Below are 23,122 nucleotides of genomic sequence, written 5' to 3' on the forward strand. Positions count from 1 at the left end.
TGGAATTATAGTTTTCACTCAGACAAAAACTCTTTCATTCATCTGACTGTTGTAAATTATTACGAAAAAATATAATCGCTGCGTTTATCTCTCCTCCAAAAATAAAAATTGCGCTTAACATATAAAGAAGAATAATGGCCGCCATGATAGATGCTAACCCTGCATAAGTAGAAATATAACCAAACATTGTGACATATTGAGTAAAAGCAATGGAAGCCACAAACCAAAGAAACATTGTTACTAAAATTCCAGGCAAAATATCTACAAATTTTCGTCGTCCAGCAGGCAACCATTTATGAATAATAAAAAGACTTATAAAAAGAACAACAAAAACTATTGGATAGCGCCATAAACTAATTATACCAATATACTCATTAATGAAAAAAGAATGATTTCGCATAATTTTAATGAGCAAAGGTACCACAATTAACGACATACTCAGCATTACAAGACCAATTGCTCCAATAATTACAAAAAATAAACTCTGTAAACGGCAAAAAAACAAACTACGGCGATCAATAACGCGATAAGCTTTATTCAAAGCAGTCCGTAAAGCCTCTACCCCATTAGAAGTAAAATATGCTGCTCCAATAGCAGAAACTGTTAATAAATCTCCTCGATGAGTAGTTAAAACATTAACAACTTCTTTAGATAAAGGCTCTGCAATTGCATCTGGTAATAATCGTACAAGCGCTTCAACTTTTTGTGGTGTAAAAGTAACAGCTCCCAGAAAACTAGCAAAAGAAGTTCCAAAAATAAAAAAAGGGAAAAATGACAAAAGAACTGAAAGAGCTACATGACTTGCAAAAGCACTTCCATTATCACGCAAATAATGGCTCACAGCATTGACAAGAATACGATAACTATATCCAAATATATTTCTTATCAAAGTTTAATACCCTCTAACAATATTGTTTTTCAAAATACCATATTTAAAAAAGGAAAAAGATCATTCATTATCAATAAAATCTTTTTTACACAAAAAGGAAAGCATTGTAAAAGCAAGGATAAATATAATCAAGTCACAAAAGATGAATTATAAAATATTATCAATAACATAAAGTATAGAAGAAACTAAAATGATAACATAACTATTTATATAAAATAATCATCTACATCATTGTAATCATCAATGCACTGACTTTTTATTTTTATACAATTTCTCTCTTCTATATTAAACAAGTTTAATAAAAAAATTAACCAATTTATTCACAAATAAACCTAACTTTCAAATTAATGAACATCCTACTATTTTATACATTTTCCTTAAGAACTGCCTGACGTCCAAAGTCATGTGTATTAATTTCTTGTCCTGCAGCAATAATACTGCGCCTCACCGCCCTCGTACGTGTAAAAAAATCAAATAAGAAATCCCCATCACCGCTATGTATTGCTTGCTCTAAACAGGAAAGATCTTCATTAAAGCGACCCAGCATTTCCAAGATAGCATCCTTATTGTGCAAACAAATATCCCTCCACATAACAGGATCTGAAGATGCCAAACGAGTAAAATCACGAAAACCTGAAGCTGAATAAGCAATTACTTCTGAATTCGTTACCTTCTCTAAATTACTAGCTGTGCCTACGATATTATATGCTATCAAATGCGGTAAATGCGATACAATAGCTAAAACGAGATCATGACGCTTAGGATCCATTTTTTTAACACGTGCACCACATGCTTCCCAAAAAGAAGTTAATTTTTCTATGGCGTTAACATCGCTATCGGCAAAAGGAGTTAAAATACACCAACGCTTCATAAATAAATCAGGAAACCCAGCATCTGGACCGGAATACTCAGTTCCAGCAATTGGATGACCAGGAATAAAATGAATCGACTTTGGCAATAAGGGTGCCATTTCTGCAATAACCAATGCTTTTGTTGAACCAACATCGCTCACAATCGCCCCTGGCTTTAAGTGATCACAAATATCTCTCGCTACCTGTGCACTCGCTCCAACAGGAACAGAAATAATAACCAAATCTGCTTTCCGAACAGCCTTTGCATTATCGGTTGTATAAAAATCTCCGAGCTCCAATTCACGCGCTCTTTTTAACGTCTCCTGACTACGAGTAGCGATACTAACCTGATCCGCAAGATTCTTTTCCTTAATAACTCTCGCTAAAGAAGAACCAATCAACCCGATTCCAATCAGTGCTATTTTTTCAAACCGAATAGGATGCATTTTTTACCTTTATAACACCTAAAAACGACAATAAAAGCATTCCTTTTTACATATTTTTGATAAAATTAAATGCCCATATCCAACATTGTCCCCTCCCACCTTAAACATAACCTTAACCTTAAGATTTAATGACCTTTTATCCTACTTAAATATTTTGAAAATCAGATGACTTTATCCCCCCAGCATTCTGTGCTTAAAGTCATAGGGATAACTTTTCCTAATATTGAAAATTGAACTCAACGTCTATACAAAGATATATATATCAATTATTCTAGAACCATTTCTTCCTCTCAACAAAAAATATTCTATGAGAATGGAAGTTTCAATATTCTAAACTAAAGTCATAGACAATCAATACAATAAAAAGCCCTAAGAATCTATTCTACGTCGAGCTGCAATTGTCAATCCCAGCAGTGTTTGCCGAATAACAGCTTCTCCCAAAAGCGGATTTTTACGACTTTCTAAAACAGCACATTGAATTCGTTCCATTGCGTAAGAAATTTGTTCCATTTTCCAATATCTCAAAGCATATTCAACTATTTTTTTTCGTTGAAAAAAAATAGTTGGTTGAACTTGAGAAATAGCTGTAAAAACGCTTTTACCTTCAACATCTACTTGATAACGCAAAAGCTGTAATTGATGAAAATGCCTTTGAGCAGTATTCAAAATCAAAAAATGCGAGCTTTGTGTAGCTGCATGTCGACTGAAATACATTTCAAAATTTGCTATATTTCCTTGTAAAACAGCATCTATTATTTCATCATAAGAGAATGCGCTAACATCACTAACTATAGCCTTCACATCTTCAAGCGAAATATGCGTTTTCCCCGAAACATAAAGACAAAGCTTTTCCAACTCACCGCGTGAAACAAGACGATCCCCTCCTAAATTATGAAGAAGCCACTTACGTGCATCTGAAGAAACAGTAGTATTAAAAGCGCCTAAAACTTCATTAATTAACATATCAAGAGAACGAATATCATCGGCAAAACAAGGCAAAGCCATCGCTGTAGGTGCCATTTCAATAACATTACGCAATCCTGTTCCTTTTTTCAGATCTCCCGCCTCAATGACGATAAAACTCGTTTCTAATGGTTCTTTAATTAAAGATTTAAGTGCAGCAATAAAATTTTTTTGATTAGCACCATTAGACACCCATATTAAACGATCACCACCAAAAAGCGATATAGTACGAGCCTCATCTTCCAATCGTGCAGGATATTTATCAATTTCAGCTGCATCTAAACGAACAGTTGAAAAAGGATCTTTCACATCAACCTGTGTAAGCTTAATAAAACGCTGTACACGCTCACAAACAAGACCGCGATCAGGTCCATAAATAAGAACAATAGGAAAAGAACGCGAAAAGCGTGTTAAAAAACCATCAACCTCATGCGCTTTTTTCTGAGCCAAAACATTAATCCGTTAAGAATTCACCACTGTAAAGAATTTTCCTCACAAATCTTGTAACCACATCTATTATATCATGCAAACCCAACCTTTGAATTTTGATAATATAGCTCAAAAGTTACTTTTTCTTCAATATCAATACACAATGCATCCTCATCATAAAAAGTCAAAAAGAACCACCATCATCGCAACTAATTCCTTATCTTTAGTATTTTGGAATCAATTATATTGAAAAATTAATGCCGCTAAATTTTCTAAATGAAAGGATAATTTTCATTTTTTTAATATTGAAAAAATTAATTCATACTAAATAGTATTTTTTTGTTGCAATTTTAATAAGCGTACGCCATACAGTCAGTGTTCGAAGTAGATATATTTCAAATATATGAGCGGGTGTAGCTCAGGGGTAGAGCACAACCTTGCCAAGGTTGGGGTCGTGGGTTCGAATCCCATCGCCCGCTCCATAATGTTGACATAGTTTTTTATCTACTCTTCTTTTTTCAATAGAACATGACACGTGACGGTGAAATTCATCAATCCGCCTTATACTGTTGCTGTTTGGTAGCGCACTTGACTACGCAATTTTATTAATTCGCTTTTTAAAGTTTATCCAACAATTTAGTTGATCATTCAAAAAACCTAACAATTATAAGCTGCTCTTTCCTAGCTATCGCTTATTAAAATTTGTAAATCTATATAATCTTTTAACTGCACAATACACCTTCTATCAGCCTACACAATAATGGCATTGTTAGGGCTGTAACCTAAAAGCTTAGCAACGCGTGAGTGGTGTGTTCCCGCAATAAAGACATAATTCCTTCTCCCTTTCACATTGGGGGGTGCATCCTGTATAGGATGGGCTTCATCAATCCATATTGTGTCATAAGACTAAGAGGTTTTCTTAGTATAGTCATCATCGACAAAAAAATATGATTAAGGCATAAAATAAGATAAAAATTAACTTCTTGAAACTGTAACATTCTATTTTATTATTTTTCAGATTTTTTATAAAAATGAAGCTTCCACACGCTTTGCCTATTTGTGGATAAAATTTGGCAAAAACAGTACCTGATAAATGATGATTAATCACTTGAATAGATAAAGAAATAGAAGTGCGCTCTCTTCCTTTTAAAGCCTCTATCCCTTTTTATTGCCCGATTATTATTTTTACAGTTTTTAGATTGTCAAAATCTAAATTAATAAAATTATGAATTATCATTGACTCTTATCTCACCAAACCTTTTCACATCAAACTACAGCCTTGCTTTTAAAACAATGTTTTCCGAGAGACATCTATTTATCTCTCATTCATTCCATAGTTCACAAAAATGGTGAACAGGACCGCGTCCTTTCCCAACTTGTAAAACACTTGAAGCCACTAAAGCATTATTGAGATAATCTTTTGCTCTTCTTACCGCAAAAATTAAAGGTTTTGTTGATAAAAGTGCTGCGATTGCAGCTGCAATAGTACAACCTGTACCATGATCATTGATGGTCGAGAAACGAGGAGATTCAAGCGTAACAATCCTCTTATGATCACAATAAATATCTGGACTAAAACAATTGTCATTAATTTCATTCATGTGAGCAAGGACTTTTAAATGTCCTCCCTTCAGTAAAGCTGCACCGCAACCAAGTGTTAAAAGTTGTGGGCCATATTGATACATAGCATTTAATGACCATTGCACTTCACTTCCCAGTAATATAGCAGCTTCTGGTAAATTTGGCGTAATTAAAGTTGACATAGGAACAAGAACATCACGAATAACTTCAATCGCATCAGGCTTTAAGAGAACATCGCCACTTTTCGCCACCATCACCGGATCAAAAACAATAAAACGAGCTTTATGATAAGCTAAACGCTCTGCAATAACCTGAGCAATTTGAGCATTTGCTACCATACCAATTTTAATTGCATCAACACAAATATCTTCAAAAACCGAATCAATTTGGTCAGCAACAAAAGATGCATCCAAAGCATGAAAAGAACGCACGCCTTGTGTATTCTGTACCACTACAGCTGTAACAACACTCATACCATAGGCTTTCATTGCAGAAAAAACCTTCAAATCTGCTTGCATTCCAGCTCCACCAGAAGGATCAGTTCCAGAAATAGACAAGACCCGAGGAATAAAAAACTTGCTTTGACTAATCTCTGATGCCATCAACCCCATCTCTTGGTATCATTAAAATATCTGAAAAAATGTAAATCAAAGTATGTTTTACACGTAAATTGCATTATACAATAACTCTTTCACAAATATAAAATGGGAAAATACAGTGCTTGTTTTTCGTTCTCTTCTTTTCACATTCACTTTTTATATAACGACCTTTGTGCAAATGATTCTTTATGCGCCCTTCTATTTTTTAATGCCACGTAAAAAGGCATGGATCGTCCCTAAAATGTGGGCGCGTGTTACATTATTTTTGCAAAAATACATCGCTGGTACCAAATATGAAATCGAAGGAATAGAAAATCTGCCACAAGGAGCTTACATCATTGCTCCCAAACACCAATCTGCATGGGAAACATTTAGCCTTCTTCCCTACCTTGATGATCCGGTTCTCATTTTAAAACACGAATTAATGTGGCTTCCTTTTTTTGGTTGGTATATGGCTAAAACACAAGTTATTCCAATTAATCGCACCACCCCTATTCAAGCTCTAAAAAGCATAATACAAAATGCCAAGCAAAAAGTAAAACAAGGGCGCCAAATTTTAATTTTTCCTGAAGGAACACGTCGGCTTCCTGGTCAAGAAGAAGATTATAAACCAGGAGTTATGGCTCTCTACAGTGAATTAAAATTACCTGTTGTTCCTATCGCCCACAATGCCGGATTATATTGGCCACTTCATAATTTTCGCCGTTACCCAGGAACCATTCGCGTTCGCATTCTCCCTCCCATAGAACCAGGTTTAAAAAAACGTGATTTTTTAGATAAGCTCATACAAACAACAGAAAAAGCCTGTGATGAATTGCTTTTACTAGCAGCTCAAGACCCTACTCCCCCTCCCATGCCTCCTTCTGCCATTAAAAGATTACAAAAGCTTGGTCATCATTTAAAATAAATGGACATGTCATTAACCATATTAACCACATATTTTATACCCATATGGACTCAAAATCATTGTGTGTTACATTACACTCGATAATTTGTGAGAAGGAATTTGGGTTCTCCTAATGCAACGGCTGTTTTGTAATCTGTTCTTGTCTTTCATTTTAAGTTTGACGAGTACCTTATCTCTAGCGCATCCTTTTATCTCTGTTGATGTTGAAACTGGGCGCATTTTAGAACACAATCAAGCCTTTGAACGCTGGTACCCTGCCTCATTAACAAAACTAATGACCACTTATGTCATTTTTCGCGCTATGAGTAGAGGAGAAATTTCACCGAACAAACACGTCGTGATCAGTGAACATGCAGCAAAAGCTCCTGCATATCGTTCAGGTTATAAAGCTGGCTCTATTCTTACACTTGATACAGCTTTAAGTATCACTCTGGTTAAATCTACTAATGATTTAGCTATTGCTATGAGTGAAGCAGTCGCCGGTTCACAAGAAGCTTTTGTAAGACGAATGAATGCAGAAGCTCAGCGCTTAGGTATGTTGGGAACTCACTTTGCTAATGCAAGTGGACTACAAAACTCAAATAATTATTCTACAGCACGTGATATAGCACTTTTAGCTGTTCAGATTCGTCGAGAATTTCCTCAATACGCTCATTATTTTTCTATTCCAGCAATTGACTTTGGTCATGGAAAAAATATCGAACCTAACTCAAATAACCTGATTGGTCGTTTCAATGGAATAGATGGTATGAAAACGGGCTTTATTTGCGCTTCAGGTTTCAATCTCGTTGCTTCAGCAACCCGCAATAAACGCACAATTATTGCTGTCGTTTTAGGATCTACCAACATCAGTAAAAGAGAAAAAAAAGCTGCACAACTTCTCGAAGCAGGATTTTCTAACCAAGGATCACCACAATTAACGTTGGCGACATTAGAACCTTATGGTACAAAAATGACGCAAGTGACCGATATGCGACAACAAACATGCACCCCTGAATCCACAAGGATATATATAGAATCTTATGATGAGAAAGGAAATATGATTATTAAATCACCTTTAATCAGTTCATCACCCATTGCAGCCCATCCTTTACCAGTAAGACTCATTAGCACCCCTCCCAAATATAGGCTTAAAGTAAAACCAAGAAAAAAACCTATATTCCATATATATAACAAATAAATTCCCCTGTTTTATAACAAAGGTAATAAACCACAGCCCAACAATTGATATGAAGAAAACGCGCACGCCTGTTACCATTATCACTGGATTTTTAGGCTCTGGGAAGACAACTTTACTCAACCAGATATTACGAGATCCTCTTTTAATCGATAGTGCTGTTATCATCAATGAATTCGGTGAAATAAGCATCGACCACTGTCTTGTTGAAAAAACAACAGAGGGTATCATAGAGCTTGCAAATGGGTGCCTATGCTGCAATTTGCGCAGTGACCTTATAGATACATTAATAGACTTAATTAATCGTATTCATAAAGGACATTTAAAAAAAATAAATCGTATCATTATTGAAACCACAGGCTTAGCCAATCCAGCCCCTATTTTACAGGCTATTTTGAGTCATCCTATTTTACTTCAATCATTATCCATTGATGCGATTATTGCAACATTTGATACATTAAATAATTTTTCCCTATTAGAAAACTACCCTGACATAAAAAAACAATTAATATTCGCTGATAAAATTATCCTTACAAAAACAGATATTTCTTATCAAAAAGCAGCTATAAATACGCTTATTAGCGCACTTAAAGTAATTAATCCTACAGCACAAATCATTGATGTTTATTCTGATAACTTTTGCTCAAATATGCTAATAAACAAAACTTTATGGAGTGAAAAAGAAGAAAATACGGAACTTAAACAATGGCTTACTATCACCCCGTACAACCATGATCACCACAGCGATATCCAGGCTTTTTCACTAAACTGTGATGAACCAATTGATCATGATAATTTACAATGTTTTTTAAATATCCTACAAGATACTTATGGTGAAAAATTATTACGTATTAAAGCGCTTGTTGCGCTACGTGATAATCCGCATCACCCACTTGTATTACATGGTATCCAGGCCTTCTTTCATCCACCAATAAGACTTGCAGCATGGCCAAAAGGAATTGTTCAAACTCATTTTGTCATCATTGCAGATGGAATTGAAAAAGAAACAATAGAAAAACTCTTCAATGCTTTTTTTAATAAAATAGCAATAGATACTGCAGATAAAGCAGCCATCTTGAATAATCCCCTGCTTATTCCAGGAATGAAATTTTGATTTTTTCAATCCTAAAATAAATGAAAGTTTTTAATGAACATATTGTAGTATACTTTATGCTTCTCCAGCGCGAGCATAATAGCACACCTTCCTTATATTTCATGATAAATCGGAATCAAGGCATTATAGAAGCTGAAATTTGGTCATCACCACGGCTGAAGATATAACGTTTTTCATAAACTTCAACTTTTGGAGGCGTGCGATTTTCTTCAAAAAAATCATGTCCTTCTTTAAGCATGACCCAAAATTTATAATGTGGATTAGAGCGATGACGAGCCATATTGCTAGCAGTCATACGAAAAGGAAAAGACTGCAGCTGAAACTCTCTTTGCCCACCTTTAAAAGCATCTCGTGCAAAAGCATAAATTTGTGCCATATTTTTATCACTCATGGAATAACAGCCTGCGGAAAAGCAAGAACCATGAACCATCAAATAACTTCCTGTACGACCATGCACCTGATCATAAAGGTTAGGGAAACCAATATTAAAGGAAAGATAATATTTTGAAAAAGGATTCATTTGGCTTGCGCTAATAGTATAAAATCCTTCTGGTGTTTGAAAATCACCTTCTTTATATTTCGGCCCAAGATCCCCTGACCATTTACAAATTCCATAACGAGCCACAAGCATAAAAGTTCCTGTACGGTTTTTCTTCCAAATTTCTGCAACATTTTCTTCTTTAAAGAAACGCATCATAATTGGTGCGTATTGATCAATATTATAGGAAGCCATTCTGTTTTGAATTTCTTGCGGTAGTGGCTGTTCAGCTTTAGCCTTCACAGAGTCAGGCAGTTTTATCCCACACGCAGTCAATATTCCAATAGATAACAACACACATGCTACAAAAAATCTGTTTAACATTAAATAAAGCTCCAGCTTTTTACTCTATCACCCTCCTACAAAAAACGAATTATGCCAAAGACCTACCAATTTGCAGATATTTTTCCCATCGTTCTTGTTTAATAGTTTCACCACTTTTTCCAACCATAGACTGTAAAGCATCTGAAATAACGTTACCAGCTTCATCAATAACATCGTTTTTTCCTCGATGCGCTCCTCCCAAAGGCTCCGGAATAATTCCATCAATAATTTTTAACCGCAACAAATCTTGAGCGGTAATATGCATATTCATTGCTGCATCTTTCGCTCGAGTAGGATCACGCCATAAAATAGAAGCTGCCCCTTCTGGAGAAATGACAGAATAAATCGAATGCTCTAACATATAAACTTTATTTGCTGCAGCAATTGCTATTGCTCCACCAGAACCTCCTTCCCCGATAATGATTGAAACAACGGGAACTTTTAAACGCAAAGTTGCTGCTGTTGATTGGGCTATTGCCTCTGCTTGCCCACGTTCCTCAGCACTTACACCAGGATAAGCACCCGCAGTATCAACAAAAGTTAGTAACGGCAAACCAAAACGATCCGCCATTTCCATAATACGCACAGCTTTTCGATATCCTTCTGGACGTGCAGAACCAAAATTGTAGCGTAAACGTGTTTGCATATCATGACCTTTTTCTTGGCCTATATATGCAATCGCTTCTCCTTTAAAGCGTGCAAAACCTGCTTGAATAGCTTCATCTTCAGCAAATTTACGATCACCTGCTAAAGGTGTAACATCGCTTAATAACTGTGTAGAATAATCCATAAAATGGGGACGATCTGGATGACGAGCCACTTGCGTCTTTTGCCATGGTGATAATTTTTTATAAATATCGCGCAAGGCCTTTTTAGAACGCACTTCAAGGCGCTTAATCTCATCACTCATATTAAGACTATTTTCTTCCTGAGAAATTTTTTTTAATTCAAGAATCTGACCGTCAAGATCAGCAACTGGTTTTTCAAAATCAAGGTAATTATACATTGTATTCCAACTTATCTGGTATGACCTATATATTTTTCGACGATTGCTTGATGAAGTATTTTCAAAACACGACCTTTCTTAACCAGCCTTTTTCTCATCGACAAGTGGATGATGCTCATTAACCAAACGATAAAGCCCTGCTTCTAATACGTGTGTATAAATTTGAGTAGTAGAAATATCAGAATGACCTAATAAATGCTGAACTGTACGCAAATCAGCACCATTTTGTAAAAGATGGCTAGCAAAAGCATGGCGCAATATATGAGGAGAAAAATTATCACCTTTTATTCCTGCCCTTCCAGCAAGATTTTTTAACTCTTGTGCAACAATCTGGCGAGCAATATACCCTGTCTTTGATCGAGCAGGGAAAAGATAAAGGCTTGTCGCATCTTTTCTCTGATCACGTAATATTAACCACTGAGAAAGAACCTGTCGCGCCTTATTTGATAAAAGAACCATTCGCTCTTTTTGCCCCTTACCACAAACTAAAATACAATACTCCTTTCCCCGAACAGCTTGTACTGGAAGACTCACTAATTCACTAATGCGTAACCCTGTTGCATAAAACATTTCGATGAATACCTGACGACGCAATGCGAGGAAATGATCCTTAGATCCATGATCTGCTTGATCAACTTCCAACTGCGCTAAATCAAGCAATTTTTTCATCACATCCTCACTTATGACTTTTGGTAAAGGCCGTCCTTGACGAAGTGAATCAATATCACTGGAGGGATCATCTTTTCTTAACCCCTCAGTATACAGAAATTGATAAAACTGCCGCAATGTCGATAAACGACGTGCTTGAGAAGATGCTGCAAAACCAAGCGTGTACATGAGAGACAAAAGACCAATCAAATCTTCTTTTTGTGCAGAAAAAAGCGAAACAGAGTGTGAAGATAAATTGTCTTGTGCCCACTGCAAATCATTTTCATAAGCAGCAAGTGTATGACTAGAGACTCCCCGCTCAGCACTCATCATTTCAAGGAAACGATCTATAACAACATCACTTTTCATTGCTTTACCTTCGAAGAAAAGTTCAATGAATCCAAAGGAACATCAATATACATATCTACCGTTATGGGCTCAACCAAAACAACAAGAGACACCATTACACCGAAAAGAACAGCAAGAGAAATAAAAAGAATCATAAAAAATCTAATCAATGTTGGCATAAAGCAATAAATTACCCTAAAAATATTTTATCTCTTATCATGCCTTATAAAGATTAACAGGAATTGACTTTAAAAAAGATAAATATAGAAATAAAATCACAAAGAGTAGTCAATCTAAGCATTTCTCAATGATACCATTAAAGAATCAACTTCTACCACTTATCGATAAACGAGCACTTGTACTAATAGGCCTTATGGGAGCAGGAAAATCAGTGATTGGAAAACGTATTTCGGCCATACTCGATTTGCCTTTTTACGATTCTGATCAAGAAATTGAAAAAACTGTACAAATGACAATCCCTGAATTTTTTAAAATTTATGGTGAAACAAAATTTCGCTCTCTTGAACAGGATATCATTCTAAACCTTATAACAAAAAGTCCTCTTGTTTTAGCAACAGGTGGTGGTGCCTACATAAACGTCAATATCAGAAAAGCGATTCATGAAAATGGTATATCCATATGGCTTAAAGCAGATATTAATACTCTCATGCAACGCGTTTTGAAGAAACTCCCAACGCGGCCATTACTTCAAACAAAAGATCCTACAGAAACTATGCAAAAACTCATGGAACAACGCTATCCTATCTACGCACAAGCAAACTTAGCAATTGATAATAATCATCAAGCAAACATTCATATCATAGCTAAACATATCATACGATCTGTACAGCACTACTTACATAAAGAAATCAACGATAGGAATAACGAATATGCAAGCTGAAACAATCACTGTTAAACTGGACAAGTATCCCTATGATATCATCATTGGTCCAGGTTTGATTGCGCAAGCTGCTTCACAAATTAAACGCTCTCTTAATCAACCAGATACTTACAAAACCCGTCTAGCCATCGTTACAGATACAAATGTTGCATCTCTCCATTTAAATAAATTACAGAAAGAATTAACAACAAACAAAATTGATATTGTCCCAATTGTTGTAGAAGCAGGAGAACAATCAAAATCATTTTCAACCTTGCAAACTGTAATTGATAAAATTCTTGCAGCGCGCCTAGAAAGAGGTGATAGCATTATTGCTTTTGGTGGTGGAGTTGTTGGTGATCTAGGAGGATTTGCTGCAAGCATCATACGCCGGGGTATGAACTTCATTCAGATACCGACAACACTGCTTGCACAAATTGATTCTTCTGTTGGTGGAAAAACTGGGATCAATAGCCAATATGGAAAAAATCTTATTGGTACTTTTTATCAACCCCGATGTGTTATTGCAGACACTTGTTTCCTTGATACACTACCACTGCGCGAATTGCGTGCTGGATATGCAGAAATAGTGAAATATGGTCTTATTAACCAACCCACTTTTTTTGAATGGCTTGAAAAAAATGGAAAACAAATTTTTTCTAATAATCCAACACGAACAAAAATCATTGTCCGTTCATGCCAATTCAAAGCTGATATTATCGCACAAGACGAATATGAAGCAGGAGAACGCGCATTATTAAATCTTGGCCATACATTCGGGCACATGCTTGAAACAGCAGTTTCCTATGACCCCAATCGTTTAATTCACGGTGAAGCTGTAGCAATTGGAATGATTCTCGCTCACCAATTTTCAGCCCAATTAAATTTAATAGATACAAATATCATACAACGTATCAAAGCGCATCTTAAAGACGTGGGATTACCTACGCAACTAAGAGATATCCCAGGAGAATTACCAAATGCTGAAACGCTGATGACTTTTATAGCCCAGGATAAAAAAAATTCGCAAAATAATTTGACTTTCATATTAACGCGTGGACTTGGTCAATCATTTATTGCAAAAAATATTCCACCAAATTCAGTTTTGCTTTTTTTAAAGCAAAAATTAGCGAAAATCGGTTAATTCATATTGAATATAATTGATTTCGTTTTTATACTTCCGCTAAATGATGGATGTTGATAATGTCTGCGTAGCTCAGTAGGATAGAGCACAGGATTCCTAAAAATTGGGCACCTTAAGAAGAAATTCTCAAAGTGAATCTGCTCAAATTCGGGGAAAGCTTCATAGGATAACTATATGCCAATCCCGAGCCAAACCTCTCTTGTAAAATGAGAGGAAGGTGTAGAGACTGAACGGGCAGCACCTAAAAAGTATGAGCTTCAAGGTGAAGAGACAGTCCAGGCCACAAACAGCCATAAAGCTGGCGATGAAAATCGAAGTGGTATGAATCCTGGGGTCGCAGGTTCGAATCCTGCCGTAGACACCATCATATTAACCTAATTATTCGTCTGCGTAATAAGGAAAGCATTATGAAAAAAACTTCGCTCATTCTAGGATTTTTCGCCGCTTTAAATCTATCACCCCTAAACCTCACTCCCTCCTTTGCCGCTTCTTTTATCCTCGAGGTACCAGATAGCCCAAAACCAAAAACCGAAACTCTTGCTTATCAATGCGATAGCGGAACAGAGAAAGAACGTATTGAAGCAACTTATCTTGATGCCCACAATGTCTCATTAGTTGATTTTAAATGGAAGAATCATCGTACTATTGCTGCCAATATAACAACTCCAAGAGGAACAAAATACGTAGGTTCTCATTATACTTTATGGAAGACCAGCAACGAAATTATACTCTATGACCTTCTTCATGACCCAAAAGAACAAAATCCTCTCCTTTGTAAGGAAGAGTCAACGTTATTATTTTAAAGATTGAGGAAATATTATGAAAAAAACTTCTTTTATTATGCAATTTTTTGTTGCTTTAAGTTTGCTTTTATCTAGTTCAATTGGTGCTTTTTCAGGTTCTCTCATCATTGAAGTTCCAGACGATCCAGAACCAACAACAGAGACGATTGCCTATCAATGCGATCTTGGAAAAGTTAAAGAGCGCGTTGAAGTAACTTATCTCAATGCTGGTGATATTTCACTGGTTGACTTCATGTGGAATGGCAGACGTATCGTCGGTTCGAATGTACTCTCGGCCTCTGGAAGCAAATATGTAGGAGATGCATATATTTGGTGGATAAGTAAAAATGAAGCCACACTTTATGATCTCATTAATGACCCAAATGAAGAAAAACCTATTCTCTGTGTAGAAGAAAAAGATAACGCAGTAAAATAAACCATATTGCTTATTAAAAACCACACTGGCTCTCATCGTGTGAAGTTTGTTCTGGTATGGGCAGCTTGTCTTCCACCCGGTGCGATAAAAGGGCTAATGGTTTTTTTAATTGATTCTCTACATAATGCCGATAAGCTGCTGCTTGTGATAGCAACATGGAAGTTACTGGTGCTGTCACAAGCACAAATATCATTAGCAATATCTCATGAAAAATAAATCGATGATCTATGAACATTGAATAAAGAAATGAAGAAATAAGAATACTGCCAGCTCCCCAAGTCATCCCGACTGAAGGCACGTGCAAGCGCTCGTAAAAATTCGAAAAACGCACTAATCCTATTGCTCCAATCAGTGTAAGACCAGATCCTAATATTAAAAAAACAGTGATAATAATAGCAGCTGCAAGCGATATATCATTGTTCATTCAATAATTTCCCCACGCATTAAAAATTTTGCCAAAGCTATACTTGAGACAGGACCCAAAAGTCCAATGATCAGAGCTGCGACAAAATAGATAGTCGTTCCCGACCGAATATCAAATGTAAGAAACAAAAGAATAGTAATTACATAAAGAGCATCCAACCCAACAACCCGATCTTGTGCCCGTGGACCACGCATCAATCGAAACAACGCGAACATCATTGCTAAACTTAAAAAGCTTTGTGAAAGAAAAAGGCCCCAATAAAGGATCACCATACCCATTAAAAAATCTCCAAAAGCAATTTCTCATACCGTTGTTTGATCAATTTTTGATAATCAAATCCATTTTTTAAATTTAATATATGTAGCAAAAGTTCCCCATTTTTTCTATTGTAAGCAACCCAAACAGTTCCTGGCGTTGCTGAAAGAATACACGCTAAAATAGCCAAAGCAGTGCGATTTTCAAGCAGAAGCGGCACGATAATAAAGCCAGAGTGCTCTCTTCGAGATTTTGCTGTTAAAATGAACCGAGCAACAGAAATATTTGAGGTTATAGAATCTATCAACACTCGAAAAACTAACTGAAAAACAGCACGCCAATTTTTGATAGTGACCTTTTCCGGCTCAAGAAGCCGCATCACCCAACCACAAAACCAAGCAATAATAACCCCCAAAAGCAATTGGCCTAAACTAAAACCATTTAAGATCAACCACATAATAACGATTGTACCACTGAAAAAAGGAGAAGGAAAACAATAATTCATTCATTCATCTCCATAACTTTAAAAGAAGAGTCGATTAAAACGCTTCCAATATAATTTTGAGGATCATGTAAAGTTTTAGCAGTTTCAGACATATAACGACCAATAGGAGAAGCTATAATCGTTATGAGAAAGCACAAAGCAAGAAGAATAGCGATCGGTGCAAATTCTATCACTTGCACACGCGGAACTTTACCTTCAAGAGAAACCCAAAAAGTTCGAATACCAGTTCGTGTCATAGCAATTAAAGCAGCAAAACCAGACATAGTAACAAGAAACACAAAAAGCCAATCATGTAAAACTGGAGAAGAAAGAATATTTTCTTTATTGTAGTTTAAAATTGCCATGAACATCATAAATTTAGCAACAAAACCAGAAAAAGGAGGAAGACCAATGATCAAAATAGCACACATGCCAAAACACGCCCCCAAGATTGCCAAAGTTCCTGGTAAATAAATACCGACTTCGTCTTCTTCCTCCTCTTCATCATCACCGTATACTTCCATTGTAACAGCTAGAACATTTGCACCTACATCCTGACTACGTTCAACCAACTCCACTAAAAGGAAAAAAGCCCCAAGCGCTAAAGTAGAAGAAACGATATAAAAAAGTGCACCTGCTGTTAATGCAGCATTGCTTATCCCTATCGCTGCCAATAATGTACCAGAAGATACAAGAACACTATAAGCCACTAAACGCACTAGAATTTGGCTAGCCAATACACCAACAAAACCAAAAACTATAGTGACAAGTCCACCATAAAATAAAATTGTATGACCAAAATAGCTGAAATGTCCGCTTTCAGAACCAAACCATAGCAATGTTAAACGTAAAATAATATAAATACCAACCTTGCTCAAAAGCGCAAAAGAAGCTCCAACAGGTGCTGCTGCTGCACTGTAAGTTGGCATTAACCAAAAGTTAAGCGGCCACATACCCGCTTTAAGTAAGAAAACAACACCCAAAAGTGCAGCCCCTACTTCAAATAAAACAATATCTTGGGGAGAAATATTTTTTATTTTAACAGCTAAATCTGCCATATTAAGAGTGCCAACGATGCCATAAATAAGTGCAGTACCAATTAAAAAAAGCAACGAGGCAACAAGATTAACAACAACATAATGCAACCCTGCACGCACACGCAGCTGACCAGAACCATGCAAAGCAAGCCCGTAAGAAGCTGTTAACATAATTTCAAAAAATACAAACAAGTTAAATAAATCACCCGTTAAAACAGCCCCATTTATTCCTACCATAAAAAATTGCATCAATGACTGAAAATGAGAACCAGCTTTGCACCAATAAGCCTGAGAAAAAACCAATGTAGCAGTTATCAATACACTTGAAAGTAAAAGCATCATAGCACTTAAACGATCAAGAACTAAAACAATACCGAAGGGAGAAGGCCAATTGCCAAGCCGATAAACATCTGAAGCCGGAGCTATTTTAAGGACATGCATAATCAATAAAACAGCAATAATAACCGAGAGTCCTGCGGAAGCAATACTAATCAATGACTTAATCTTCGAACGACGTTCATCACAAAAAAGAAGAATCGCTCCTGTACTTAACGGTAAAATAATAGGCAAAATAAGGAGATGATGCACCCCAACATCCATCACTGCACCTCACGTCCATCCACGTGATCTGAACCTGTTAAACCACGAGAAACCAAAAGAATGACTAAAAATAAAGCTGTTGTAGCAAAATTAATCACAATCGCTGTCAAAACCAAAGCTTGAGGGAGAGGATCGACATAACTAGCGGGATTTATGACAGTAGTAGGATCAATAATTGGTGCAGTATTACTGCGCGGTCTACCCATTGACAGCATAAAGAGATTAACACCATAGGAAATCAAAGACAAACCAAGAATAACCTGAAAGGTTCGTGGACGCAAAAGCAACCAAATGCCAGATCCAACAAGAACACCGATAGCCAAAGAAAGAATAATTTCCATTAATTTTCCTTCTCTTTTGCATTAGGTTTTTTACCAATCCGATAACTACGAATTGATTGATGTGCAAGTGCAATTAAAATAAGAACAGTCGCTCCCAAAACCAAAGAAAAAACGCCAAAATCAAATAAAAAAGCAGATGCCATAGGAATATTTCCAATCAATGGTAAATAACTGTATTGAAAAAAGGATGTTAAAAAAGGATATCCCCAAAACAAAGACCCCACCCCCGTTAGTAATGACAACAGTAAACCACAGCCTATCCATCGCAGCGGCAAAACCTTCAAATGGCTTTCCACCCACCGAATATCACGTGCAAGATATTGCAAAATAAATCCTATTGCTAACGTCACACCACCGGCAAACCCACCTCCTGGAAGATCATGCCCCCGCATGAATAAGTAAACAGCAAAAGCGATAATCAGCGGGAAAAGCCAGCACATAATAAGAGAAGGAACAGCTAAATAATCCAACACTGTATCCCCCATATTTTGATCAGATTGCTCTATATAAAAACCTTTCTGAATACGTTTTTGAGAGGGAGCATCAATACTTTCAGGAGCAGGGCGGAATCGTCGTAAAAGAGCAAAAACAGTCAATGAAACAACGCCCAAGACCACGATTTCTCCCAATGTATCAAAACCACGGAAATCAACCAACAAAACATTTACAACATTGCGACCACCCGCATCAGAATAGGCATGTGTTAGAAAGAAGTCAGAAATTGTTTTACCTTGAGGACGTGTCATGACTGCAAAGGATAACCATGCTATACCTGCTCCTCCCACAATCGCGATAAAAAAATCACGAACACGACGCAATCGTACTAAAAAACTAACAGCCATCGAATGGGAATTATGTAAACGTTTGGGCAACCATCTTAAACCAAGCAGCAATAAAACTGCTGTTACAACTTCAACAACCAATTGCGTAATAGCCAAATCAGGAGCAGAAAGCCACAAAAAGGTTGTACAAGCCATCAAACCAGCTCCTGCCAAGAACATTAATGATGCAAAACGATGGAACTTTGCTTGCCAAGAAACCAAAAGTGCACAAAGCCCACCCACCAACCACACAGCAAGAAAAGGAATATCAAGAGGAAAAAGCGGTAACAAACCAGCTGAAATTAAACCATCATACCAAAGCAAAAGACCAACAAATGCAAAACATACCCCTAAAAGCCAGTGTAGCTGCATCTGTAAACGGCGCGTCGACAAAAAAGATTCCACTGCACGTGCCCATTTCCAAGAAATAACCACAAGAATTTGCTCAAAAATACGTGTTCCTTTCAAATGACGAAAAAAGGGTGCACCGTCATCACAGGATAAAAAGTAGCGATGCGCAATGATATAGAGAGATACTCCCCCTAATAAAGCAATAAAACTCATCATTAATGGTGTATTAAAACCATGCCAAACCGCTAAACTATAAGAAGGAGTCATTGGCCCTAGAACAGACATAACAGCGTTATCCAAAATTGGCCATATTGTAAAGTTGGGGAAAATACCGACTGCTAAACAAATAAATACTAAAAGTTCCATTGGAAAACGCATAAAATGTGGTGGTTCATGGGGGACTTTGGGCAAACCGACAGGCTCTGGTCCTAAAAAAACACCATGAATAAAACGCACAGAATAAGTCACACTAAAAAGACTAGCTAGCGTTGCTACATAAGGTGAAATCCAATCTAGCCATGATTCCATATGCTTTTCAACCGCTTCAGCGAAAAACATCTCTTTCGATAAAAAACCATTTAGTAAAGGTACACCAGCCATTGCTGCACTTGCTACTAAAGCCAAAGTTCCTGTAACCGGCATAAAGCGAAAAAGCCCTGTCAGTTTACGCATATCACGCGTCCCTGTTTCATGATCAATGATACCAGCTGCCATAAACAAAGACGCTTTAAAAGTTGCATGATTAGCCATATGAAAAATCGCTGCAACACAAGCCAATGGACTACCAAGACTTAAAAGCGTAGTAACCAATCCAAGATGACTAATGGTTGAATAGGCAAGAAGCCCTTTCAAATCTTGCTGAAACATAGAAAAGTAAGCACCAAGAAGTAGTGTTGCAAGTCCTGAGAAACCGACTAACCAAAACCAATAATCTGTTCCGGATAAAACTGGCCATAAACGAACCAACAAAAACAGTCCCGCTTTCACCATTGTTGCCGAATGCAAGTAAGATGATACAGGTGTTGGAGCAGCCATCGCATTAGGTAACCAAAAATGAAATGGAAATTGTGCGCTTTTTGTTAACCCCCCCAATAAAATACAAACAAGAACAGGAATGTAAAAAGGGCTTGATCGTATCATATCGCCCGACTGCAATACCTTATCCAAATCAAAACTGCCAACGATATGGCCAATCAATAAAATCCCAATAAAGAGAGCGAAACCACCAAAACCTGTAATTGTTAAAGCCATGCGCGCACCCTCACGCGCACTCGCATTGTGATACCAATAGCCAATCAGTAAAAAAGAAAAAATACTGGTTAACTCCCAGAAAACAACCAAAAAGATAAGATTTCCCGACAAGACGATTCCTGTCATTGATCCCATAAAAGCCAGAAAAAAAGAAAAAAATCGCGGTACAGAATCTGCTGGATCCATATAATAACGTGCATAGACAACAACAAGTAACCCAATACCTGTAATTAAAAGACAAAAAAGCCACGACAAGCCATCTATACGAAGAATTAAATTACTTCCCCATTCTGGAAGCCAGAGAATATCTAAACGTACCAAATGATTCTCGCGAACCGCCGGATAAAGCATTATTGTAAAAATAAGACAAACAAGCGCAATAACTCCAGAAAACCATGCTTCATGATTTTCCCCCGTCGAACGAAAAAAGCCAACAACAACACTTCCACTGAAGGGAAGCAAAACCAGCAATATCAACATTGCTTCCCATGTTGCCATTCTTTAAACTCCACCATTTTCTCTAAAAGTTTTTTTCATTAATAAAATGAAGGCCTTACACCATCATCCCCCCACTGCATATTTACTACAATAAGACTTAATAAAACTTAAAAGTATAAAACTTTCATATCACAACCAGTTTATGAAAGAAAACTGTATAACACATAAAAATACTTAATGTTTTTTACCTTTCATCTTTTTTAGCCCTTAAAAACGCGAGAAAAACATTGCTTGCGAGGCCCATGAAAAGGCTGATAACTATTATCATTTTTATTGTAAGAACGATAACGCAACATGCAAGAATCAATATGTTGTTTGAACATCCATGGCTCTTTCTCTTCTAGAGGGGGAGCTAAAAATACTTTTTTGGAAGCTGATTCTTCTTTTAATGACCTGTGGTTCTCGTCTAAATTAGGAAGTTTAGTAAATGCAATTTTAGGATACCACCAATTATCGCTATACCTGTGATAACCAACCCGATAATTACGATAACCTTTAAAACCATTAAGTTCTCTACGCCCCGTAACAATCAAAGGCATCCACTTCTCCTGAATTGAAGATTGATAGAGTTCTTTAATCTCAGCATTACTTTTTTCCGTGAAGTGAGTAATATGAGTTATTATTATTAAAATACTTCCAATAAATAAAACAACGAGAGCATAACATAAACTCTTTATTATAAACATAATACAAATCTCACAAAAAATGAACAAAAATTGAACTATAGAAAATCTCTCCACTACTCAACGAATACAGATTCTCGTTTACGACTCTTTATTTGCGTGAGACATTCTGTTACTTCATGTACTAAACGTAAATTTTAAGAATAAGATCCTTCAAAAAAATGGATAAACAATGATTAGGACTCCCTATTATCTTATTGATAAATCTAAACTCATAAGGAATATGGAAACCATTTCCCGCTTACGAGAAATATCAAACGCAAAAGTGTTGCTCGCTTTGAAATGTTTTGCAACGTGGAGTCTTTTTGATTTAATGTCCGAATATATGGATGGAACCACATCATCATCTCTTTATGAACTGCGCCTGGGAAAAGAAAAATTTGGCAAAGAAACCCATGCATACTCTGTCGCCTGGGCAGATGATGAAATTGATGAAGCATGTGGTTATGCAGATAAAATTATTTTTAACTCAATCCAACAACTTCAACGTTATTCTAGTGCAACAAAAACAATTCAACGAGGTCTAAGATTAAATCCAGGAATAAGTGCATCAAATTTTGATATAGCAAATCCATCTCGCCCTTTTAGTCGCTTAGGAGAAACCAATCAAAACGCTATTAAGGAAGTTTTACCTCTTATCAATGGTCTAATGATTCATAATAATTGTGAAAATGCTGATTTTAATCGTTTCAATGAAATGCTTAATCATATGGAAAAAAAATTTGCACAGCTTTTCACCGCAGTTGACTGGATAAGCCTTGGGGGTGGTATTCACTTTACAGCTGAAAATTATCCTCTAGAAGCTTTTGCAAAGCGTTTAAAAGATTTTTCAAAAACCTATGGTGTCACTATTTTTTTGGAGCCAGGAGAAGCCGCTGTTACTCAAAGTACCACACTTGAGGTGAGTGTTCTTGATACATTATATAATGAAAAAAAACTTGCTATTGTTGATAGTTCAATAGAAGCTCATATGCTTGATCTTCTAATTTATCGTGAAAATGCTAAATTAAAGCCTAATCAAGGCCCCTATGAAATTATGGTTTGTGGAAAATCTTGCCTTGCTGGTGATATTTTTGGAACTTTTTTGTTCGCAGAGCCCCTTAAGGTAGGTGACAAATTATCTTTTCAAGATGCTGCAGGCTACACAATGGTTAAGAAAAATTGGTTTAATGGCGTTTCAATGCCAGCCATCGTCATTAAAGAATGTAATGGAGATTTAACAATTCAGCGTCAATTTAGCTTTAATGATTATAAAAATAGCCTTTCCTAACCAAAGTGACATACAAACGAACTATCATGCGGCAATTAATAAGGA

The 23,122-nt window shown here is 36.5% G+C and carries 23 protein-coding genes and 1 tRNA gene; 9 read left to right on the forward strand and 15 right to left on the reverse strand.

The features are described 5' to 3' along the window. Positions 1-34: 34 nt before the first annotated feature. The 3 genes from V5N68_RS00235 to holA all read right to left on the reverse strand — a co-directional run bounded on the left by V5N68_RS00235 (position 35) and on the right by holA (position 3,599). Positions 35-889, reverse strand: coding sequence for a YihY/virulence factor BrkB family protein (locus tag V5N68_RS00235; RefSeq protein WP_332065190.1), 855 nt, complete (start codon positions 887-889; stop codon positions 35-37). Between the two features lie 364 nt (positions 890-1,253). Further along, positions 1,254-2,186, reverse strand: a complete 933-nt coding sequence (locus V5N68_RS00240; RefSeq protein ID WP_332065191.1) for a prephenate/arogenate dehydrogenase family protein — start codon at positions 2,184-2,186, stop codon at positions 1,254-1,256. 369 nt (positions 2,187-2,555) lie between these two features. Then, positions 2,556-3,599, reverse strand: a complete 1,044-nt coding sequence (holA, locus tag V5N68_RS00245) for a DNA polymerase III subunit delta (RefSeq protein ID WP_332065192.1) — start codon at positions 3,597-3,599, stop codon at positions 2,556-2,558. 386 nt (positions 3,600-3,985) lie between these two features. On the opposite strand from holA, the gene V5N68_RS00250 reads away from it, so the two are divergent. Further along, positions 3,986-4,060, forward strand: a tRNA-Gly gene (locus V5N68_RS00250). 840 nt (positions 4,061-4,900) lie between these two features. Here the strand turns inward: V5N68_RS00250 and thiD are convergent. Further along, complete coding sequence (gene thiD / locus V5N68_RS00255) at positions 4,901-5,761, reverse strand: bifunctional hydroxymethylpyrimidine kinase/phosphomethylpyrimidine kinase (RefSeq protein WP_332065193.1); 861 nt, start codon at positions 5,759-5,761, stop codon at positions 4,901-4,903. 115 nt (positions 5,762-5,876) lie between these two features. Between thiD and V5N68_RS00260 the strand changes: the two genes are divergently transcribed. From V5N68_RS00260 to V5N68_RS00270, 3 genes are all read left to right on the forward strand, one after another. Beyond that, positions 5,877-6,665, forward strand: coding sequence for a lysophospholipid acyltransferase family protein (locus tag V5N68_RS00260; RefSeq protein ID WP_332065194.1), 789 nt, complete (start codon positions 5,877-5,879; stop codon positions 6,663-6,665). 112 nt (positions 6,666-6,777) lie between these two features. Beyond that, positions 6,778-7,845: a D-alanyl-D-alanine carboxypeptidase family protein gene (locus V5N68_RS00265; protein ID WP_332065195.1), complete on the forward strand. Its 1,068-nt coding sequence runs from the start codon at positions 6,778-6,780 to the stop codon at positions 7,843-7,845. Positions 7,846-7,894: 49 nt separating this feature from the next. Then, complete coding sequence (locus V5N68_RS00270; protein ID WP_332065196.1) at positions 7,895-8,956, forward strand: CobW family GTP-binding protein; 1,062 nt, start codon at positions 7,895-7,897, stop codon at positions 8,954-8,956. A gap of 115 nt (positions 8,957-9,071) precedes the next feature. On the opposite strand, the gene V5N68_RS00275 is transcribed toward V5N68_RS00270, so the two are convergent. The 4 genes from V5N68_RS00275 to V5N68_RS00290 all read right to left on the reverse strand — a co-directional run bounded on the left by V5N68_RS00275 (position 9,072) and on the right by V5N68_RS00290 (position 11,999). Next, positions 9,072-9,818, reverse strand: a complete 747-nt coding sequence (locus V5N68_RS00275) for a L,D-transpeptidase family protein (RefSeq protein ID WP_332065197.1) — start codon at positions 9,816-9,818, stop codon at positions 9,072-9,074. A gap of 49 nt (positions 9,819-9,867) precedes the next feature. Beyond that, complete coding sequence (locus V5N68_RS00280; RefSeq protein WP_332065198.1) at positions 9,868-10,824, reverse strand: acetyl-CoA carboxylase carboxyltransferase subunit alpha; 957 nt, start codon at positions 10,822-10,824, stop codon at positions 9,868-9,870. Positions 10,825-10,902: 78 nt separating this feature from the next. Beyond that, entirely contained in the window at positions 10,903-11,841 is a 939-nt protein-coding gene (locus V5N68_RS00285; RefSeq protein WP_332065199.1) for a site-specific tyrosine recombinase XerD, read from the reverse strand. After that, entirely contained in the window at positions 11,838-11,999 is a 162-nt protein-coding gene (locus V5N68_RS00290) for a hypothetical protein (protein ID WP_332065200.1), read from the reverse strand. The genes V5N68_RS00285 and V5N68_RS00290 overlap by 4 nt, the downstream gene beginning before the upstream one ends. A gap of 95 nt (positions 12,000-12,094) precedes the next feature. Between V5N68_RS00290 and V5N68_RS00295 the strand changes: the two genes are divergently transcribed. The 4 genes from V5N68_RS00295 (at position 12,095) to V5N68_RS00310 (ending at position 15,062) form a co-directional block, all read left to right on the forward strand. After that, entirely contained in the window at positions 12,095-12,721 is a 627-nt protein-coding gene (locus V5N68_RS00295; RefSeq protein WP_332065420.1) for a shikimate kinase, read from the forward strand. Further along, a complete protein-coding gene (gene aroB / locus V5N68_RS00300; protein ID WP_332065201.1) occupies positions 12,711-13,844 on the forward strand; it encodes a 3-dehydroquinate synthase in 1,134 nt (377 codons plus the stop codon). The genes V5N68_RS00295 and aroB overlap by 11 nt, the downstream gene beginning before the upstream one ends. A gap of 407 nt (positions 13,845-14,251) precedes the next feature. Then, the gene (locus V5N68_RS00305; protein ID WP_332065202.1) at positions 14,252-14,647 is read left to right on the forward strand and encodes an MliC family protein; all 396 of its coding nucleotides are present in this window, start codon (positions 14,252-14,254) and stop codon (positions 14,645-14,647) included. Positions 14,648-14,663: 16 nt separating this feature from the next. Continuing rightward, positions 14,664-15,062 (forward strand): MliC family protein, encoded by a 399-nt coding sequence (locus V5N68_RS00310; protein WP_332065203.1) that lies wholly within the window; start codon positions 14,664-14,666, stop codon positions 15,060-15,062. A 13-nt stretch (positions 15,063-15,075) separates the two neighbouring features. On the opposite strand, the gene mnhG is transcribed toward V5N68_RS00310, so the two are convergent. The 7 genes from mnhG to V5N68_RS00345 all read right to left on the reverse strand — a co-directional run bounded on the left by mnhG (position 15,076) and on the right by V5N68_RS00345 (position 21,810). Beyond that, complete coding sequence (gene mnhG, locus V5N68_RS00315; RefSeq protein ID WP_332065204.1) at positions 15,076-15,486, reverse strand: monovalent cation/H(+) antiporter subunit G; 411 nt, start codon at positions 15,484-15,486, stop codon at positions 15,076-15,078. After that, positions 15,483-15,764 carry a K+/H+ antiporter subunit F gene (locus V5N68_RS00320; protein WP_332065205.1) on the reverse strand — a complete coding sequence of 94 codons (282 nt, stop codon included), beginning with the start codon at positions 15,762-15,764 and terminating at the stop codon, positions 15,483-15,485. Before V5N68_RS00320 ends, mnhG begins: the two co-directional genes overlap by 4 nt. Then, positions 15,764-16,246: a Na+/H+ antiporter subunit E gene (locus tag V5N68_RS00325; RefSeq protein ID WP_332065206.1), complete on the reverse strand. Its 483-nt coding sequence runs from the start codon at positions 16,244-16,246 to the stop codon at positions 15,764-15,766. Before V5N68_RS00325 ends, V5N68_RS00320 begins: the two co-directional genes overlap by 1 nt. Continuing rightward, positions 16,243-17,862, reverse strand: a complete 1,620-nt coding sequence (locus V5N68_RS00330; RefSeq protein WP_332065207.1) for a monovalent cation/H+ antiporter subunit D — start codon at positions 17,860-17,862, stop codon at positions 16,243-16,245. The genes V5N68_RS00325 and V5N68_RS00330 overlap by 4 nt, the downstream gene beginning before the upstream one ends. After that, the gene (locus V5N68_RS00335; protein ID WP_332065208.1) at positions 17,862-18,203 is read right to left on the reverse strand and encodes a Na+/H+ antiporter subunit C; all 342 of its coding nucleotides are present in this window, start codon (positions 18,201-18,203) and stop codon (positions 17,862-17,864) included. The genes V5N68_RS00330 and V5N68_RS00335 overlap by 1 nt, the downstream gene beginning before the upstream one ends. Beyond that, complete coding sequence (locus V5N68_RS00340; protein WP_332065209.1) at positions 18,203-21,124, reverse strand: monovalent cation/H+ antiporter subunit A; 2,922 nt, start codon at positions 21,122-21,124, stop codon at positions 18,203-18,205. The genes V5N68_RS00335 and V5N68_RS00340 overlap by 1 nt, the downstream gene beginning before the upstream one ends. A gap of 200 nt (positions 21,125-21,324) precedes the next feature. After that, positions 21,325-21,810, reverse strand: coding sequence for a BA14K family protein (locus V5N68_RS00345; RefSeq protein WP_332065210.1), 486 nt, complete (start codon positions 21,808-21,810; stop codon positions 21,325-21,327). Positions 21,811-21,979: 169 nt separating this feature from the next. Between V5N68_RS00345 and V5N68_RS00350 the strand changes: the two genes are divergently transcribed. Continuing rightward, a complete protein-coding gene (locus tag V5N68_RS00350; protein ID WP_332065211.1) occupies positions 21,980-23,077 on the forward strand; it encodes a carboxynorspermidine decarboxylase in 1,098 nt (365 codons plus the stop codon). Positions 23,078-23,122: the final 45 nt, after the last annotated feature.

The organism is Bartonella eidoli (genome assembly GCF_036576145.1).
Classification (GTDB): domain Bacteria; phylum Pseudomonadota; class Alphaproteobacteria; order Rhizobiales; family Rhizobiaceae; genus Bartonella.

Excerpts from the sequence above, each read along its gene's own strand:
- V5N68_RS00240 (WP_332065191.1), bottom strand. The coding sequence starts at position 2,186 with ATGCATCCTATTCGGTTTGAAAAAATAGCACTGATTGGAATCGGGTTG.
- thiD (WP_332065193.1), bottom strand. The coding sequence starts at position 5,761 with ATGGCATCAGAGATTAGTCAAAGCAAGTTTTTTATTCCTCGGGTCTTG.
- V5N68_RS00265 (WP_332065195.1), top strand. The coding sequence starts at position 6,778 with ATGCAACGGCTGTTTTGTAATCTGTTCTTGTCTTTCATTTTAAGTTTG.
- V5N68_RS00270 (WP_332065196.1), top strand. The coding sequence starts at position 7,895 with ATGAAGAAAACGCGCACGCCTGTTACCATTATCACTGGATTTTTAGGC.
- V5N68_RS00275 (WP_332065197.1), bottom strand. The coding sequence starts at position 9,818 with ATGTTAAACAGATTTTTTGTAGCATGTGTGTTGTTATCTATTGGAATA.
- V5N68_RS00280 (WP_332065198.1), bottom strand. The coding sequence starts at position 10,824 with ATGTATAATTACCTTGATTTTGAAAAACCAGTTGCTGATCTTGACGGT.
- V5N68_RS00285 (WP_332065199.1), bottom strand. The coding sequence starts at position 11,841 with ATGAAAAGTGATGTTGTTATAGATCGTTTCCTTGAAATGATGAGTGCT.
- V5N68_RS00290 (WP_332065200.1), bottom strand. The coding sequence starts at position 11,999 with ATGCCAACATTGATTAGATTTTTTATGATTCTTTTTATTTCTCTTGCT.
- aroB (WP_332065201.1), top strand. The coding sequence starts at position 12,711 with ATGCAAGCTGAAACAATCACTGTTAAACTGGACAAGTATCCCTATGAT.
- V5N68_RS00305 (WP_332065202.1), top strand. The coding sequence starts at position 14,252 with ATGAAAAAAACTTCGCTCATTCTAGGATTTTTCGCCGCTTTAAATCTA.
- V5N68_RS00310 (WP_332065203.1), top strand. The coding sequence starts at position 14,664 with ATGAAAAAAACTTCTTTTATTATGCAATTTTTTGTTGCTTTAAGTTTG.
- mnhG (WP_332065204.1), bottom strand. The coding sequence starts at position 15,486 with ATGAACAATGATATATCGCTTGCAGCTGCTATTATTATCACTGTTTTT.
- V5N68_RS00320 (WP_332065205.1), bottom strand. The coding sequence starts at position 15,764 with ATGGGTATGGTGATCCTTTATTGGGGCCTTTTTCTTTCACAAAGCTTT.
- V5N68_RS00325 (WP_332065206.1), bottom strand. The coding sequence starts at position 16,246 with ATGAATTATTGTTTTCCTTCTCCTTTTTTCAGTGGTACAATCGTTATT.
- V5N68_RS00330 (WP_332065207.1), bottom strand. The coding sequence starts at position 17,862 with ATGGATGTTGGGGTGCATCATCTCCTTATTTTGCCTATTATTTTACCG.
- V5N68_RS00335 (WP_332065208.1), bottom strand. The coding sequence starts at position 18,203 with ATGGAAATTATTCTTTCTTTGGCTATCGGTGTTCTTGTTGGATCTGGC.
- V5N68_RS00340 (WP_332065209.1), bottom strand. The coding sequence starts at position 21,124 with ATGGCAACATGGGAAGCAATGTTGATATTGCTGGTTTTGCTTCCCTTC.
- V5N68_RS00345 (WP_332065210.1), bottom strand. The coding sequence starts at position 21,810 with ATGTTTATAATAAAGAGTTTATGTTATGCTCTCGTTGTTTTATTTATT.
- V5N68_RS00350 (WP_332065211.1), top strand. The coding sequence starts at position 21,980 with ATGATTAGGACTCCCTATTATCTTATTGATAAATCTAAACTCATAAGG.